This window comes from Nostoc sp. 'Peltigera membranacea cyanobiont' 232 (assembly GCF_002245985.1).
Taxonomy (GTDB): Bacteria; Cyanobacteriota; Cyanobacteriia; order Cyanobacteriales; family Nostocaceae; genus Nostoc.
Genome location: NZ_NOLK01000096.1, coordinates 1 through 17653, shown reverse-complemented (window position 1 = coordinate 17653; position 17653 = coordinate 1). Strand labels below are relative to the sequence as shown.

At 42.8% G+C, this 17653-nt stretch carries 15 protein-coding genes and 1 pseudogene; 4 read left to right on the top strand and 12 right to left on the bottom strand.

Annotation, left to right across the window (positions count from 1 at the left end):
* Positions 1-4 precede the first annotated feature (4 nt).
* The 4 genes from CDG79_RS26200 to CDG79_RS26185 form a co-directional block, all read right to left on the bottom strand.
* Complete coding sequence (locus CDG79_RS26200; RefSeq protein ID WP_094344739.1) at positions 5-1603, bottom strand: Hsp70 family protein; 1599 nt, start codon at positions 1601-1603, stop codon at positions 5-7.
* 173 nt (positions 1604-1776) lie between these two features.
* Positions 1777-2172, bottom strand: a complete 396-nt coding sequence (locus tag CDG79_RS26195) for a hypothetical protein (RefSeq protein ID WP_094344738.1) — start codon at positions 2170-2172, stop codon at positions 1777-1779.
* A gap of 45 nt (positions 2173-2217) precedes the next feature.
* Positions 2218-2967 (bottom strand): hypothetical protein, encoded by a 750-nt coding sequence (locus CDG79_RS26190; RefSeq protein ID WP_223278332.1) that lies wholly within the window; start codon positions 2965-2967, stop codon positions 2218-2220.
* A 272-nt stretch (positions 2968-3239) separates the two neighbouring features.
* Entirely contained in the window at positions 3240-3479 is a 240-nt protein-coding gene (locus CDG79_RS26185; protein ID WP_094344736.1) for a hypothetical protein, read from the bottom strand.
* A 238-nt stretch (positions 3480-3717) separates the two neighbouring features.
* On the opposite strand from CDG79_RS26185, the pseudogene CDG79_RS26180 reads away from it, so the two are divergent.
* Positions 3718-3992, top strand: a pseudogene (locus CDG79_RS26180) (IS982 family transposase); the annotation flags it as partial.
* Positions 3993-4036: 44 nt separating this feature from the next.
* Here CDG79_RS26180 and rbsK read toward each other — a convergent pair.
* Both rbsK and tmk read right to left on the bottom strand, forming a co-directional pair.
* Positions 4037-4981, bottom strand: a complete 945-nt coding sequence (gene rbsK / locus CDG79_RS26175; protein WP_094344735.1) for a ribokinase — start codon at positions 4979-4981, stop codon at positions 4037-4039.
* Between the two features lie 217 nt (positions 4982-5198).
* Positions 5199-5834 (bottom strand): dTMP kinase, encoded by a 636-nt coding sequence (gene tmk / locus CDG79_RS26170; RefSeq protein WP_094344734.1) that lies wholly within the window; start codon positions 5832-5834, stop codon positions 5199-5201.
* A 112-nt stretch (positions 5835-5946) separates the two neighbouring features.
* On the opposite strand from tmk, the gene CDG79_RS26165 reads away from it, so the two are divergent.
* The gene (locus CDG79_RS26165; RefSeq protein ID WP_223278330.1) at positions 5947-8796 is read left to right on the top strand and encodes an ATP-binding protein; all 2850 of its coding nucleotides are present in this window, start codon (positions 5947-5949) and stop codon (positions 8794-8796) included.
* A 61-nt stretch (positions 8797-8857) separates the two neighbouring features.
* Here CDG79_RS26165 and CDG79_RS26160 read toward each other — a convergent pair whose 3' ends face one another.
* Entirely contained in the window at positions 8858-9592 is a 735-nt protein-coding gene (locus CDG79_RS26160; protein ID WP_094344733.1) for a DUF1995 family protein, read from the bottom strand.
* A 229-nt stretch (positions 9593-9821) separates the two neighbouring features.
* Here CDG79_RS26160 and CDG79_RS26155 point away from each other — a divergent pair, with 229 nt between their 5' ends.
* Both CDG79_RS26155 and CDG79_RS26150 read left to right on the top strand, forming a co-directional pair.
* A complete protein-coding gene (locus CDG79_RS26155; RefSeq protein ID WP_094344732.1) occupies positions 9822-11144 on the top strand; it encodes a D-alanyl-D-alanine carboxypeptidase in 1323 nt (440 codons plus the stop codon).
* 440 nt (positions 11145-11584) lie between these two features.
* Positions 11585-12802, top strand: a complete 1218-nt coding sequence (locus tag CDG79_RS26150) for an HhoA/HhoB/HtrA family serine endopeptidase (RefSeq protein WP_094344731.1) — start codon at positions 11585-11587, stop codon at positions 12800-12802.
* A 146-nt stretch (positions 12803-12948) separates the two neighbouring features.
* On the opposite strand, the gene CDG79_RS26145 is transcribed toward CDG79_RS26150, so the two are convergent.
* The 5 genes from CDG79_RS26145 to CDG79_RS26125 all read right to left on the bottom strand — a co-directional run bounded on the left by CDG79_RS26145 (position 12949) and on the right by CDG79_RS26125 (position 17596).
* Complete coding sequence (locus CDG79_RS26145) at positions 12949-13851, bottom strand: MBL fold metallo-hydrolase (RefSeq protein ID WP_094344730.1); 903 nt, start codon at positions 13849-13851, stop codon at positions 12949-12951.
* Positions 13852-13862: 11 nt separating this feature from the next.
* Positions 13863-14246 carry an aspartate 1-decarboxylase gene (gene panD / locus CDG79_RS26140; RefSeq protein WP_094344729.1) on the bottom strand — a complete coding sequence of 128 codons (384 nt, stop codon included), beginning with the start codon at positions 14244-14246 and terminating at the stop codon, positions 13863-13865.
* A 129-nt stretch (positions 14247-14375) separates the two neighbouring features.
* The gene (locus CDG79_RS26135) at positions 14376-14888 is read right to left on the bottom strand and encodes an inorganic diphosphatase (protein ID WP_094344728.1); all 513 of its coding nucleotides are present in this window, start codon (positions 14886-14888) and stop codon (positions 14376-14378) included.
* A 429-nt stretch (positions 14889-15317) separates the two neighbouring features.
* Positions 15318-15506: a hypothetical protein gene (locus CDG79_RS26130; protein WP_094344727.1), complete on the bottom strand. Its 189-nt coding sequence runs from the start codon at positions 15504-15506 to the stop codon at positions 15318-15320.
* A gap of 1118 nt (positions 15507-16624) precedes the next feature.
* Positions 16625-17596, bottom strand: coding sequence for a DUF362 domain-containing protein (locus CDG79_RS26125; protein ID WP_094344753.1), 972 nt, complete (start codon positions 17594-17596; stop codon positions 16625-16627).
* Positions 17597-17653: the final 57 nt, after the last annotated feature.

Here is a 17653-nt window from a genome sequence, read left to right as displayed (position 1 = left end):
TGGTTTAACTTAACTGTGCCACGAGTTGATTTTCCAAAAGCGTGTCATTGGTTAACAAGTCTTCAACGGTGATTCGTAAAAAGCGTTGCTCATCAACTTGAAAGAGAATTTTGATGCGATCGCTTCCAGGATATCCGGGTGGTGTCAGTTGGGCAATTGTCCTCGCGCCTTCTTGATCGTTTAGAGGTTTAACGCTGGTTTCGTTACCATCTAGACGGCGGGTAATCAAGCGATCGCCATCAAAATAAACTTCAGTACTACCCGTATCTGCTCCCAATTCTCCCATAATCAATTCAATGCTAGGCTGATTTTCTAAAGAAGCGCCTAAAACTAATTCCACTGGCTGACTCATCGGGTATGCAAGTCCTGCTTTAATTAAAGAATGCCATTTGTGACGCTGATTGCGGCGATCCCAGTAGCGGATACCATAACTATGGTATAGAAAGTCTTTGATTTGCACACCTTGAGCTAACTGTAATGCACCTTGAGCGATCGCTTCAAAGGGGCGTTCGCAACGGATTTTTTCTGGCTCAAAATACTGTTTGATCCATGTCTGCACTGCGGGTAATTGCACTGTCCCACCAACCAACAAAACTGCATTAATATCAGGAAGTTCAATTCCCTGGCGTTTTGCTTGCTGCAACAGTGTCGTCATCGACTCATCCAATAACTCAAAAAATGCGTGTTCTTTGAGGATATTTTCAAAAGTGTCGCGGTTTAATTCCAATTCATAGCTTTCAAATGTCTCATCATCAAAATAAACTTCACTAGCTTGGTTTTGGGTTGATAGCTGAATTTTCACCCGTTCTGCCAAGCGTGTTGTCAAGGGACTTACCGCCAGTTCTTGAGTTTTGGCAAAGTAATCTACCAACCAATTATCAATATCAGTACCGCCCAGATTTTGCCCAGCTTTCGCCAGGACACGGGCAGTTTTAACTTTTTGTTTTGAATCTTCAGCCAAAGACTTATTACCCCACTTGAGAAGAAATCCCAAGGGCTTTGTGGTTGCTTGCACGCTTTGATCCAACCGGACAAGAGACAAATCTAAAGTACCACCGCCGAAGTCAATCACCAAGAGAATTTCTCGATCTGCCAAGCCATAACCCAAGGCAGCGGCTGTGGGTTCATCCAGCATCCGCACCTGTTCGACGGGGAGGGCTTGACAAACTTTCCCTAACCAGTGACGATAGGTTTCAAAACTGTCTACAGGCACAGTTAACACGAGAGAATCTAACCCACCTTGCAAGGGTGCTAGTTCTGCAATTACTTTGGTGAGGAACCATTCCCCTACTTGTTCAAAGGTGACAATTTGCCCATCTAGTTCAGGTAAATAACCTTGGATATCTGCACCAATACCCCGCTTGAAACTGCGGAAAAATCTAGTTTCCCCCTTGAGGTCAAGACCGCGATCGCGTACTTGTTGCCCGACTAAGACTTGATTCTGGCTTGCGTCTTCAACATAAACCAAGCTGGGAATCAGTGGCGGATTGAGACTTTGTTTAATTGATAAGCCTGGTAGAGTCAGGGTTTCTGGCTGTTGGGTTACTGGGTTCCAACGAGCAATGACTGTGTTGCTAGTACCAAAATCGATTGCGATCGCCATATTTTATATTTATTATCTGGCACAAAGAGGCTAAAGCTGATTTATTTGTGATTATTGTCTATAACCCACCAACAATGCAAATGCGCCTAGACGCAATTCTTCTATGGAATCGGCTACTAACTAATACTTCCGTTATATTACAGCTAGTTTTTATCTGTTCTCTAATGTCAAAACTAGTTCAGTCTGGCTTTTTTTGAAATCCGTCTAGTTATTTCAATTTCTTGCTTGATTTTATTTGCTTCGTCTTGGACTTCCTCTGCTAATTCTTCAAGATTATTGGCTATTAAGAATACTTCTTGCACTAACTGTTTTGTCTGTGCTGATTTTTGCTCATATTTTTGAGAGGCTTCTGTAATTTCAGAAAAAATATCTTTGTATTCTTCAGGTGGATTTTCTAACCACTCTTTAAACTCGCCTTGTGGTTTTTGAAGAATAGCAAAAGTTTTTTCCCAAGAGGTTTTAAGACGCATGTCTAATATCTTAATTTCCTGATTTTTTGCCTTGAGTTGTTTGGTATTGTTTACTCTAGCTAATTTGTAGACTTTAGCTTTTAGTTCTTGAAGTTTCATGATTACTATCGAGCGTCTCAAATTTAAAGCATTTTATCAATTCAGTTATTTTAATTTCTGATTAAGTCTTTCATTCTCTTCACGAAGACGCTGACTCTCTTGAACTAGTGTAGTAATTTGCTGTTTCTGCTGTTCAATTAAAGCTCTTGCTTCATCTCTTTGCTGCTTATACCGTTTGGTATGGGCAACTCTTCCACCTAAACTCTTATTATTTTGAGCTAATTCCTGTCTTCGCTTCTCAACTTCATTGTATTTCTTTTTAAGCTGTTCCAGTTCTTTAACCAATTCCACCTGAGCTTTACTCTTTTCAGCTTCAGATCGGAAGGCTTCATTTTCCGCTTTTAACGAGGCAATTCGTGCTTCTAATCTCTTAATGTCTTTGTCTTTACCAAACAGTTTCTCTTGTAATACTTTGATCAAACCCAGGAGCTTGGATTTTTGTTGATCTTGTTCATTACAAGCTGCTTCAAGCTCATTAGCGCGATCGCGGAGACGACCAGCCCGATTCTGTAGAACTTTAGCTGTACATTCGTACTTTATAATAGCAATAACTCTGCTACGCTCTGGTTCATCCAGTTGTTGAACTTCAGGGCTACGCCAAAGATCGTTGTAGTTGGTACAATCATGGCGTAGATCCTGGGTTTGAACGTGTCCTGGAGATGCAATCAACTCAGAGTTTTTCAGCCGAACTCGGTCATGCCAGTAGTCAAACAATGCCTTGCTGTCGTCCATTAGTTTGCGATCGCTTGTAAAATATCTATTTATCCTTAAAGGTCGTTGGGTGTACCGCTTCATGGGCAATGCTCAGTTCATCTATCCTCAACATCTCGCTGAAAAACACCAGAAATTTGCTCGTGCATTAATAGATCGGTATTCTTCAAACCCCCATAAATCAGGATGATTGACCGCCCAACTTCAACAGAAATTCTTCCATGCCGAGTTTTTATAATACAACCCTCTTACGAATTCGCCATGATTGTCTTCCTCAGAAAGGGACTGATACCTCTAAATTAGTAAACTACCTACTACTAACCCGATACTACAGGCTAGCGGTAGGTAGTTTAAGCTCAATCTTCATGCCTTAACTGCCATGCTGCACCGCAAGCCGCCCCAGCCCCAGCTAACAATCCGGTACTCATTCCTTGGATAGTTTTTTGGATTGGATCTTGAATTAGACAGTCACTTGTAACTTTACTGTCTTCCAAGCAGAGATTACTTTCTGCCCAAGCAGCAGTACCTCCCAAAATTACACCAGTTATACTACAGGAAATAACTAGCAGCAAAAGGCGTTGAGTTTTTCTAACCATAGATAGATGTGTAAAAAATTGAAGATAGTAGTTGACTATCAATTACTTTACACATTCTTGCCAGTAAATGTCAGCTGGTTTCAAAACTAAAACAAGTAAAAATTAATTTTGCCTGTAATTAAGGATACAAATTTGCCTGAATAAACCCCATAGATTACGGCTTATGTGAGTTGAGGTAGTAAAAAAGAAGGGGAAACCGCAAGATAAAGGTAAGGACACCAAAGCTTGAGGTCTCCCAATGAATACGGTAGACGGTTCGACCCTGTTGACAACAATTTTTGTGCTAGTAGATGACTGGTATCAGCAAAAAGGCTATCGTTATGTACCGTTATTGCCAGGGTCATTACCAAGATTCACAGATAGTGAGATGTTAACGCTGTTGGTCGCAATGGATTTTTTTCCCATATCCAGAAGAACAGCAGTATTTAGGGTTCATCAGGGCAAACAAATGCGAGCCTGTTCCCGAAACTGTTAGACCAAAGCCAGTTCAATCGACGAGCCATTACTTTTGAACAGCATCCTGTGGCTTAATTCACATAAGGCGTAATTTTTAATTTTTAATTGGAGCGAAGCGACTTGACAGATGCTCTTTCTCTAAGAAACGTATCAAATGTCAACCTATCGGGTAGTGAAGTTTGTGCGCCTGGTTTTGTCGTCGCCAAAGCACCTGCTGCTGCACCCCAAACAACTGCCTGATGTAAAGAAAGTCCTGCAAAAAGTGCCGCAGTTAAGCCGCCATTAAAAGCATCGCCAGCAGCTACTGTGTCAACCGCATGAACTAGAAAGGCGGGGACAAAAAACTTTTCCTCAGCAGTTGCACAAAAAACACCTTTAGAACCCAGTTTAACGATCGCACATTTCACACCCCGTTGTAATAAAACTTCAGCAGCCTTTGCTGCTTGTTCCTCTCCATCCACAGGAAAACCTACTAACTGCGCGGCTTCAACTTCATTCGGTGTAATAATATCCACTAACGGGTAAAGTTCATCTGGGAAATCAGATCGTGCGGGTGCTGGATCGAGAATTACCCTGATTTTGGTTTTTCTTGCGGCTTTAGCGGCTGCAACCACGGCAGTAATCGGAATTTCTAATTGTAAAAGCAGTGCTGTAGCTTCTGGTAATAAGTTGGACAATCGTTCTACATCTTCTTGATTCACACACCCATTTGCACCAGGAATGACAATAATTTGATTTTCCCCAGCATGATTTACGGCGATGATGGCGACTCCAGAACTAACAGTCTTATCAACGAAAATATTGCCAATCTGCACACCAGATGCTTGCAAGTTGTTGACAAGTTCTCCGCCAAAATCGTCTGCACCTACACGCCCCACCATTTGGGTAGGAATTCCCAATTTTGCTAATGCTACGGCTTGATTCGCTCCTTTACCTCCCGAAACTTTCAAAAATTCTTCTCCTAGCAACGTTTCTCCTGCAACTGGCAACCTAGGTGTTGTTGCTACCAAGTCTATGTTTATGCTGCCGAAGACAATAATGCTCATTTTTGTTGATATTAAAGTCATTTAGGCATCAAGTAAAAATAAGTAGTACGAACGCGAGAGCGTGTCCGTTGGCGCAGCCTCCCGCAGGGAAGGACAAACATCTTGCTCGTGCGGGCAAGATGCCCGCACTACAAATATTAAATTGTTCAACTTATTTTTACACGACTCCTTAGCCTAATAGTACAGTAAGCGATCGCGGTTAAAGTCTGCGATCGCTTTACCTCATCAAGTGCAGGTGTACGCGCAAAATTTCTTGAATTGCGCGTTGTACAGCTTCTTTACTCAAGCTGCCATCTACCCGGACAATTCTTGAGGGATGGGATGCTGCTAACTCTGCGTATCCTTGCTGAACGCGCCGATGAAAAGCGATCGTTTCTTGTTCAATGCGGTCTAATCCTATTCCATCTCCCCGTTTGCGGGCTAGTCCGACTTCGACATCGACATCTAGCCAAATAGTTAAGTCACTCTCTAAGCCAGCAGTGGCAATATAGTTAAGCTGATTGATTAAACTCATGTTCAAACCGCGACCGTATCCTTGATAGGCAATGGTAGAGTCAGTATAGCGATCGCATAAAATATATTTCCCTGCTGCGAGATTTGGCTTAAGTTCTTGTTCCACGTGTTGCGATCGGTCAGCAGCATACAATAAAAGTTCTGTCACTTCAGCAACTGGTTTATCCTCTGCCTTTTCTAGTAGCAAGCGGCGAAGATGTAAGCCTAACTCTGTTCCACCTGGTTCACGAGTTACCACCACAGAAACATTGAGACTTTCCAACCACTGACAACAAAGCTGCATTTGGCTGGTTTTGCCACAGCCTTCCACACCTTCAAATACAATTAGTTTGCCACCCATGCTATTTGTTCGCTGTAATAAACTTATTCGCTGACGTTCGATCGAGAATAACTTGAAGGTTTTGAATATAAAGTCTTTGTTCAGAATATTTATAGCATGGGAACTCTAGCTAATGACCTTAATTAAAGTATCCCACCCAGTACTGCCAATCATGTCCTATCCTGCTCATCCCACTTTGAGCCAATCTTCTTACCCTCGCTTGACTAGAAGCCTAAGTGCTGTAGAAAGTTGGGGCTTTGGTTTGACGGCTCATATTTCTTGGACAGCACTGGTTCCAGCAATTCATGCTGCTCTCGGTTCCCAAGCCATTTTTGTTTGGATACCTGCGGTGATTTTCGGAATGCTGCTCAACTACCAGGTAAAACGCTTGGGTATGCATTTTATAAATGTGGCTGGAGGAACGCCTAATTATGCTACTAAGCTGCTGCAAAACTACCCAGCACTAGCTTGTTATGCCGCAATTGGATACCTCCTCAACTGGGTTTCCTACCTGGCTGTTAATACCATTGTACTCAGAGATTTGATTAAGGTGAATTTAGAGGCGCTGGGTATTGCCTGCCCAGAAATATGGCTGGATATTGGTTTTACACTATTGCCGTTTATCGTGGCGTTTAGTGGGACTCGCGCCCTGAGTATTTTACATTTGTTTTTTATAATTCCAGCCTTTGGACTACTAATCACTTTCTGCGTACAGGGTTTGGGCTGGTTAGCGTTCTCTGATGTTAGTCCGGGATTTTTTCCTAACAATTGGTCATCTCTAGGTTTTGTGGATTGGGCCAAGTGGTTCTTTTTCGTCACTTATGCCACCTATAGTTGTGAAACGGCTTCTTCTTTTGTCGCCGATAGCCGTCAACCTACCCAAACACTGCGCTTTTTAGAGGTTGCGGCTTGGATGATGCCACCTATCTTTTTGGGTGGATCTTGGGTAATGATGCGGTTAGCAACCGATCCAAGCCTCGAAGACAATGCTTTTCTGAATCTTGTGGCGGCTTCCCACCCCTTCTGGGGAGAATCAGCAGCTATAAGTGTTTCCTTTTTGCTGGTGGCTGCAAGTCTTTTAGGTTCGGCAACGGTTGTTTCTAATTGTCCTCGGATTTTGTATCAGTTGGCTTTAGACAAACACATCTCACCTGTATTTTCTGTTGTGTCACGCCGGGGTGTGTTTGTGCCAGCGCTGACCTTAACACTGGTGTTGTGTCTAATCTATCTGATTTGGGGAGATGTGGCGCGAATCGTGGCTGTTGGCAATGTCGGTTGGTTTGTCTCCTTTATGTTATTGCATTTGGGGCTTTGGCTGCGGCGCGATCGCCCGGAAGTTTTGTTCCCTCGCATATCTCTAGCCATTCTGCTGTTAGAAGTTGTGGTGCTAGTGGTGGGTGGATTTGCCTGGGGTTGGCTCAACTTGCTAATTGGGCTATTATTTCCCATTGGCGTTATGGGAATAGATGCAGTGATTCGCCGGGTGAATTTCCCTCCCTTCCACCCCAGTTGGTGGATGCGGCGATATAAATCGCGTCCTGTGGTAATTATCAAGGACTCAGTAGTTCTTCAGGTGAGCATCCTAATTTTTTTACTGTGCAGCGCAGTGGCAGCTGGCTGGTTATTTGGTGACAAACTTAATAAAGCGGCAAATTCGGGGGGTGAAAATCTATTTGTGGTGCTGCTGATGACGGTAGCATTTGTGGGAGTAGCGATCGCTTGTTGGACAAGTTTACCGCAAGTGGTGGCGATCGCAGAAGCCCGTGAAGCTGCCGAACACCTGTTTACTGTCGCCCAGGATGGTATTTTAGTTGTGGACGATCGAGGCATTATTCAGCAGGCGAATCCGGCGACTGAATCTTTCTTTGGTGTTAACCCATCCGAGTTGCGGGGAAATCACCTCAACAAATGGCTAACTGCATTAGTCTATTATCCAGACGAGTGGACAAAGCGCAGCGAACAAACCTTACTCCGCAATGGCAAAAACAAAATCTTGGAAGTTTCCATCTCAGACAGGCCCCATCAGGATTTTCAGGAGTATGTTGTCATTCTCCACGACATTACCCAGCGCAAACAAGCAGAACAGATATTGCGATACTCAGAAGCACAATTGCGCCAGGAGGCAAAGCAGCTAGCATCTCAACTCGTGCAGAGTGAAAAAATGTCTAGTTTGGGGCAGTTGGTAGCAGGTGTAGCGCACGAAATCAACAACCCAATCAACTTTATCTATGGCAATATCAGTTATGCTAATCAATATATTGAAGATTTACTAAAACTACTGAAATTATACCAGCAAAACTATCCTAATCCAGGAACTGAAATTCAAGAAGAAATAGAGGCTATCGACTTAAATTTCCTAATAGCAGACTTGCCTAACTTGCTAACTTCTATGACAGTCGGTGTCGAAAGAATCACAGAAATTGTTTTATCTCTGCGAAACTTTTCCCGGTTAGATGAAACAGAGATGAAAGCTGTGAATATCCATGAGGGTATAGATAATACATTAATGATTCTGGAACATCGCTTCAAAGCAAAATCTAACTCTCTAACAATTCAGGTCATTAAAGAGTACGGCGATCTACCATTAGTAGAATGTTATGCTGGACAACTCAATCAGGTATTTATGAATCTTCTAGCAAATGCGATCGATGCTTTAGAAGAGGCGGTGGAAAATGGTGAATGGAGAGCAGAGAAAGCAGCACTCTCTCCTCCCCAAATTTATATTTATACTCAACTCACTAGTGAAAATCAGGTAGTTATTCGCATTGTTGATAATGGTACAGGCATTCCCGAAAACGTCCAAAAACAATTATTTGAACCATTCTTTACTACGAAACCAGCTGGTAAAGGTACGGGATTAGGTTTATCTATTAGTTACCAGATTATCACCCAAAAACATCTGGGAAAATTACAATGTATTTCTACTCCTGGACAGGGTACAGAATTTGTAGTTGTAATTCCGCTTAAGCAGCAAACTATTTAACTGACGAGTAAATGATGAGGCAGCAGACGAGCGAGTTTCCTGCTGCTACCTCTGCTTTTTGCTAACTACTCAACGCCTTTAAGAACCGTTGCAAACTCTTAAAGACACTGGGTTTTCTCGCAGGTGTTGCATCGGTTGTTATTTGCGGTTGTCCTTTTAAAAGGATCTGATCCAAATCATCACCCGACGGTTTTGTGGGTAATTCGGCAATTCTTTGATATTCGCCGTCAGTTTCCAGCCAAACTTCCCACTGTCCTGGGTAGGAGCGAGATAGGGCACTTTGCTCGTCTATGGGGCGCAGGTAATAACAGGATTCAATGGTATTGGTAAAACGCAGGCGAGTTTGCCTTGCTGCATAACCAATGCCCACAGTTCCAGAATCTTCTAGACGGGGATTTAAAAAAACTACAGGGCGATCGCCTATTACTTCACATAACTTTTCCAACTGCGGTACTTCTACGGAAGTGGGAGCAACGAACAAGAAAATTTCATCCTCTGGCTGAATTTTTGTCTGTAAAGAAGCAGCCCTTCCCGTACCGATATCCAAAATTTGAAATGGTGCATCTGCCCAATTGCGACGGGCTAGAGCCGCAGCACCAGCATCAGCAAAGAAAATCTTCAAACGGGAATCATAATCTGTAAACACGGGCACAAATTGTTCCGCCACGGGCATAAACTTGAGTTCTGGGAACAGGAACTCAACTTGCAAGCGAGTACAACCATCTGCAAGGGCGGCTTGGACAGCTACACGAGATTGGGCGATCGCATCTTCAAGACTGTTAGGAAGTTCACTCATAGTTTATGATGTCGCTTTAGCATTACTCTTATTGTTTCAGTATTGGCTCTTATTGAGTAGACAGACGGTGACGATCTACCGAACATCGGTGTCAGAATCAAGATGACAAAAAAGTGCTATTTCCAGATGAGAAAAACACCAGTTATTATGGCTCAATACTGATTTTCGGAAAAAAGCTTGTATATTAGCACAGTAAACAACATATCAGATCCTTACAGAGGAATAAAAAATGCTGGAATTATTGGGTTCAGGTTTGGTGTCACTCTGGCTGGAAATGGCCGGGGTACAAATCAAGCCTATGGATGCCTTGGATGCCTTGACTTGGCAAAGTAGTCCTGGCTTAGTTCTTGCGCCCGATCCCAATCCAACTGGGGCGACTACGGTGCAGGAATACCTGAAAAAGCTCATAACATCAAAAGTGGTGGCGCAAAATCTGGCTGAGAGTCAGGGAATTTGGATGCAGTCGGGGCCAATGCTGATGGCAAATCACCAAGGTACGACACCTCTGCCAGCTGCTTCTTTAACAAAAATTGCCACTTCATTAGTTGCTTTGAAAACTTGGGGGCCAGATTACCAATTTGATACTTTGGTGAGTGTCACTGGGCCAGTGGTAAATGGAGTTGTACAGGGTGATTTGGTGATTACAGGCCGTGGCGATCCTTTGTTTGTTTGGGAAGAAGCGATCGCTCTTGGTAATACTCTCAATCAAATGGGCATCAAGCAGGTAAAGGGAAATTTAATCATTAATGGCAGTTTTGCCATGAATTTCCAACGTCAACCGATGCTGGCGGGTATGATGCTCAAGCAAACACTAAATCGTGCCACTTGGGGCCGCCCCGCTCTTTATACATACTCAATCATGCCCAAGGGAACGCCCAAGCCTCAAGTCGTGATTGCGGGTACGGTGAAAGTTGAGGCTCAACCAAACCCTCAACAAACTTTGTTACTGCGTCATCGTTCATTACCCTTAAAGCAACTGCTCAAGGAAATGAATGTTTACAGTAACAACGATATGGCAGAGATGCTAGCAGAGTCAGTGGGAGGAGCAACTGTAGTTCAATCTACTGCTGCTAACCTTGCAAGAGTCCCACAAGCAGAAATTCAGTTAATCAATGGTTCTGGGCTAGGGCCGGAAAACCGCATTTCCCCTAGGGCTGTTTGTGCCATGCTGATGGCTATTCAAGTTGAAGCATCTGCCCATCAGCTAAATCTGGGTGACTTGTTCGCCATGTCTGGATTCGATCACCGAGGAACAGTACACAGCAGACACATTCCCCTAGCGACTGTGATCAAAACTGGTACTCTCCGAGATGTGAGCGCTTTAGCCGGAGTCATGCCCACACGCGATCGCGGTTTGGTTTGGTTTGCCATTATCAATCGTGGTACAAATGTTTGGGGTTTGCGAACTGGACAAGACCAACTACTACAAAGTGTTGTCAAACAATTACAATTACCTCTAACTGTTCCTACTGCTTTAACTCCCCACTCAGCCATCAACTCTTTACCCCAGCTAGGTGCAAGCAGTCGGAATGAAATTTTATTCAAAAGTTAGTTCATCATCCGATTTAGTTTTGAACCAAAAGCGAGATGGTTGTCCCCTATCTCCTTTTTATCGGTGTCACTACTTTGAAAGTTGTAGTATTGTTAGCAATCCAAAAGTCTTATTGATGGGTAAAAACCGAACTTGTAAAGGGTAAATGTCCATAATAGCTTTTGGGTTAAATTTTCCATTAAGTTGATTACAGGTAACTCGCAAAATGCCCTAACTAAAGTATTGGGGAGATTAGGCGAAACCTGAAGTAAAAATAACTGTAAATAGATTTGTCACATCAAGAGGAAAGGGGGCAAGGGGCAGAGGAGAAGACCCCATACATCAATGTATTGGCTCTAAAACCCTTGATTCCAAGGAAATTTCCGAATCTTTATTCCCTGCTCCCCTGCCTCTTCGGTCACGACTAAGCAACAATTAGGCTTATAAATTAGGTTGTGATTATGCGATTTCTCAAATTACCCAGGTCTATAGGTCAACTCAGTAGTTATGTTTTAGCGATCGCGCTAGGAGTTATGCTAACGGTTAGCACATTGCAGGTGTTGCCTTCCCAAGCCGAACCCGCACCCATAGTCATAGCTAAAGATACTTCACAAGTGAATGCCCAAAGCCAATCACCAGCTACGGCTGCGATCGGTAGTACTAGCTTTGTCACAGCAGCAGTAAATCGTGTTGGTTCAGCAGTTGTTCGGATTGATACTGAGCGAACAATTACTCGTCGCGTCGATCCATTTATGGAAGACCCCTTTTTCCGGCGGTTTTTTGGTGACGGTTTCTCTCAACAGATGCCGTCTTCTGAGCAGTTGCGCGGTTTAGGCTCAGGTTTCATTATTGACAAGAGCGGGTTAGTTATGACTAATGCTCATGTGGTCGATAAGGCTGATAAGGTAACAGTGCGACTCAAAGATGGCCGCACCTTTGAAGGGAAAGTTAAAGGTATTGATGAAGTCACGGATTTGGCAGTAGTCAAAATTAATGCTGGTAACGATTTACCCGTTGCACCCTTGGGTTCTTCCACTAATGTCCAAGTAGGAGATTGGGCGATCGCAGTTGGTAATCCTTTAGGATTTGATAACACCGTTACCTTGGGAATTGTCAGCACCCTCAAACGTTCCAGCGCTCAAGTCGGCATTAGCGACAAACGCTTAGACTTCATTCAAACCGATGCTGCCATTAACCCAGGTAACTCTGGCGGGCCGCTATTAAATGGCCAAGGTGAAGTGATTGGCATTAACACAGCTATTCGCCCCGATGCGATGGGTATTGGATTTGCTATTCCTATTGATAAAGCGAAAGCGATCGCAGCGCAACTGCAACGTGATGGCAAAGTTGCTCACCCTTATTTAGGCGTGCAAATGCTAACTTTAACACCCGATCTTGCCAAGCAAAATAATACCGATCCCAACTCTCCTATTCAGATACCAGAAATTAATGGTGTTTTTGTCATGCGAGTTGTCCCCAATTCTCCAGCGGCATCTGCCGGTATCCGGCGCGGGGATGTAATTCTGCAAGTTGATGGTAAAGCTATTACCAGCGCTGAACAATTGCAGAACGTTGTAGAAGACAGTCGTCTTGGTCAAGTATTACAGGTGAAAGTGCAACGAGGTAATCAGACACAGCAGCTTTCAATCCGCACAGCCGAGTTGCAAAATGCGTCGTAGACACATACATCTGTTACGGGTGTCAACTTAAGCTGAAAGCCAGTTTAGAATAACCTTTTTCTCGTTCCCAGTCTCTGGCTGGGAATGTCTAGCATGAGGCTACTCCTTATTTATGTGTCATATCATGTCCGTTTAAGGAGTCTAAATCACTTACCAACAGCTAAAACTAGACCTTCATGGGCTAATATTGCTTGAGGGAAAGCAGATTTAACATCGACTTTAACCTGGTCAAGAAAATCATCATGGTCATCTGGGTGATGATGAGAAATGGCTAGCCGTTTAACATCAGCATTTAAAGCTGCATTCACCGCAGCTTGCCAGAGTAACTCAGCAGAATCATGGTTGTGAGAGGTTGGGGGAGTATAAGTGGCATTGGCAATCAGCAAATCAACGCCTTTTATAAACTCTAAAATCCGCTCTCGCTCAACTTGTTCGGCATTTTGGTGTAAGTCCGTGACGTAGGCAACACTATAATCTTGCCAAGTAACTCGGTAGCCAACTGAGCGCTGAGTTTGATTAATTAATGCCATTGTAATGGTGACATCATCTAGCTTTACATCATTGTCTGGAGTCAGATTGTAAAACTGCAATTCCGACTGCATTACTTGTAAAGGATAAGGAAAGTGGGGCTGGAGCATCTGATCGTACAGACATTGTTTGATTGAGGCTCCATTTGAGGCAGCTGTGCCGTAAATATGGAAGCAATTTTCCAGAATAAACGCGGGAGCAAAAAAGGGAAACCCTTGAATTCGGTTTGATTGGCAGTTGGTAAAAAATAAATGGGCTTGTATTGGCTGTTGTAGTTCTTGCCAAGTTTTACCTAGTATGCGTAAGCCGGTACCGCCATCAAAAATCAAGCGTTTCCCACCTACAGACATTTCTACACAAGCGGTATTACCACCATAGCGGTGGGTGCTGGTGTCTGGGGTGGCAATCAAACCCCGTACACCCCAAAATTGCACAAGAAATTCACCTGCTGGGCTACTTGGCAAGGTAGCAGATTTTTCAGGTATGTTGCTCTGGGAATCCGACAACTCAAAATTTGACATTTTCCTTGAAATTAGACCTTAACGAGCAGGTCATCGTAGCGCCGAACTTCCAACAGCCTGTTTTTTTCGTCCACAATGACTACCGTAGGAGAGTAATTTTTTAACTCTTCTGGAGTTAACTGCCCGTAAGTCATTATAATCAAGCGATCGCCAATAATGCCTAGACGTGCCGCTCCCCCATTTAGCTCAATTACTCCCGAATGGGCTGGAGCCGGGATCGCATAAGTAATAAAGCGCTGACCGTTGGCACTATTAACTACTTGCACTTGCTCATAAGGTAAGATACCAGCTTTTTCCAAAAGGATTTCATCAATACTGATACTACCCACGTAGTTGATATTCGCCCCCGTGAGGGTGCAGTTATGAATTTTTGCCAAAAGGAGAGTACGCTGCATTTTGCTTTAGGGTTGGTGGCAGTTTTTGCGATCCGTAACAAGCGAAAGTTATAAGTAGAGACGCGATTAATCGCGTCTCTACAGGAGTGAGGAATAAAAATTTATAACTCTTAACTCCTAACTCCTCTATTATCCTCTATAAGCTTTTACGGATTTTTCAACTAAAGCTGCAACCTTGTCTACATCTTGCCAACCGAGAATTTCAGTCACCTTTTTTTCCAAATTTTTATAACTACGGAAAAATTCGGCAATTTCATCTAAGCGGTGTGGTGCTAGGTCTTTCAGGGATTTTACCTGAGTGTAGCGCGGATCTTTGTCAGGAACACAAAGGATTTTTTCATCGCGATCGCCACCGTCAATCATCTCTAAGAAGCCAATCGGTCGTGCAGCAATAACACAACCTGGAAAGGTTGGTTCATCAATTATGACCATACCATCTAGGGGATCGCCATCTTCAGCCAAAGTATTGGGTACAAAGCCGTAGTCATAAGGGTATTGTACCGATGAATAAAGTACTCGGTCTAGAGCAAAGGCTTCTAGTTCCTTGTCGTATTCGTATTTATTTTTACTTCCGCCAGCAATTTCAATCAGAACGTTGATCAGACCGGGTTTCGGTTGGGCAGGAATACGAGATAAATCCACAAAAAAGTCCTCTGATAACAGTGAATCATGGGGGCACTCATTCAGCTTCGCTCCCCGTGTAGAATTTTAGGGCAATATGGGGATCTCTTCCCAAGGTATTCATTTTATGGGATTGGGGACTGGTTATTTCTCCTTCATCTCCCTCTCCCCTACTGGACAGTTTCCTTGAATTACACCAAAAAATGGAAAAAGCGTTGCGAAGTAACTTCGCAACGCTTTTTCCAAGAGGGTATTATTTTCTCCCGTCCTTGATTGCTGTTGGAGGGATTTGTGCCCCTACTCTGTCAAGACAACTGAAACCTGGAGTTACACAATGCAAATTCAGGTTATTCTCGATTAACTACATCCACATCTCCAGAGGTTCTATCAAAATCAGTTTTCTCCTTTTTTGTAGCTCTCCTGCTGGTGAGATGCTATTAGCAAGCTTTATCAATCTTGACTTGCTTTGATGTTGTGGATCGGGGGTTGCTGGTTATTTTGAACATTAGTTGAAGAATAGTGAGCGATAACAAATACAGGTAGGGTGAGGGTCAACAGAGCGATCGCAGTTCCCACAATGTCTGCCAAACGTTGGGAATATGTGTCGGTAGAATTGGCAGACTGGCTATTTGAATTCATACAAAATTGAAGTTATTCGTAACACTGTGTAGGTGTAGGTCTACTCTCTAATTGAGAGTCTTAAATGCTATATTAGCTATTTTTAAACTGTAGAATGTGTAGCATCCTACAATCTAAACCAGTTATACAACTGTCATAATAGCCTTTTGATACATGGAGTTCTTAATACAAAGTTACAACTAAACAAATCATGTTTTATTTTGTAATTAATATTTTCAGATGTTTCCCTGTATGGTGTAATGGTTCGCATACGCAAAGCCAACTTTGACAGCATCATAAATTACATTTTTTCGCTGCTTAAAGATTAATTAGCAAAACATATTTGTCTGATACTTCATGATTATAACATTCTAAAATGCCTTTGATAAGGTTATTTTACTGGAATTGCTAATTTGTGATACAGGACACAAAACCGCAAAAGCACTGAATATCTACCAATGCTTTTGATTGTTATCCGGTAGTTATACACACAAATATTTGACACAAAATCAGAAATGAGTAGGAATTATTTTTGTAACCAATGATAACTACCGAATAAATACAGATACATCAACTGTGTTGGGCAGCGTGGATTCAGTAATACCACTAAACAAATATTTAATAATTTCAACTGAAAATCTGTGTAATATTACAGCAATTTTGTCAATCTATATATAGGTAGAGTAAAAAATATTTTAGAAGTTCCCATGAGATATAGTAATCCGATTTGATTCCTGAAATTATCTGCGTAGGTAGGGAACTCTTAACAGAAAAGAAGGGTATAGATGTGTACTGAATCTTGTTCAAAAATCAAATAGGAGTCCTATATGTAGCGGGTTATTGTCTAACTTTGGTCTAATTTCCAGATGCTAAATCTGTATAACTTTTTGGATAAATCAAAATCTAATACGAGAAATTGCATAATAAATTAATCAGCCAAAAAAACCGCCACTAATATAATAGGGCGGTCTGGTTAAGCAATCGGAGGGTAATTACAGATTACTCTGCTAATAAATAAGATTGCTGTAACGAAGTTTGCACTAAATTGGGGATTGGGGATGGGGTATGGGTTATTCCCCTTATCTTCCTTGTCTTCCTAGAGAGGCAGTCCCCAGTCCCCAATTCCCAATTCCCAGTCCCTAATTCCTTCCGTAAACACTAATTGGTTCTTTGATAAATCGGGTGTAAAGATGCTTAAAGGTAGACTTAATTACGCGGGGCATACCAAAATCTATGGGTATCAACTTGTCTGGTAGTCGCCAATCTTCTATTTTTAATAAGTCGGGATTTAAATGCGGAAACTCGATAGCAGCAAGTTCTGGACAAACTCCTAGTCTTTGGGAAGCTGCAACTGTAGGTACTTGTTCAGGAGAAACATTGAGGATTTCTACCATTGCCCGATCTAATGCAAATATATCTGAGGCGGCTGCTAAAATTCCCAGTTGGCGAGGTTCACCATTACTTGGGCCATTTCCTTCATGACCGATGATGCCATCTAATATGGTTATGTTAGGGTTAATAGCCCTAGCAGTTTCTACTAACATTTCACCAAATCTATTGGCATCTTTTCCAGCTTCCATGTGCCACCAAGCTTTCATTTTACCGGGGACGCAACCAAACAAGTTTTTTACGCCCAGTGTTAATGTCAATTGGGCATGAGATTTCACTTTGGGTAGGTTAATCACTACGTCTGCTTCCATTGCTTCTTTAGAAAGTCGCAGATGGTTAAAATTATCACTGACGGTTTGGTAACGTTGACCGTGAAAATCGATGATGGGAAGATTGAGTTTTTCTAAAATAGGCAGATAGCCGTTTGCGATTGCTACGCCCTTGGCACTGCCAAAAGCAGGGCTATCACCCAAAAATGGCTTACCGCCAACTTCAATTACCATTTGGGCAACTTCGTAAACTAGTTCGGCACGGGTGATACACTCTTTACCAGGACGCGATCCTGTAAGTAGATTGGGTTTGAGTAAAACGCGATCGCCTTTTTTCACAAATGCTGCTATTCCTCCAAAAGGTTCCAGGAGAATGACTAAGGATTCTCGTAAAGCCTCTCGTTCGTAAGATGTAGCCCGAATGAGACTAACAGATGGGTTTTGAGTCTGCATAGATTGGGGAATGGTAGAAATCCTCAATGTTTCTCCTGAACAAGTACCTACAGTTGC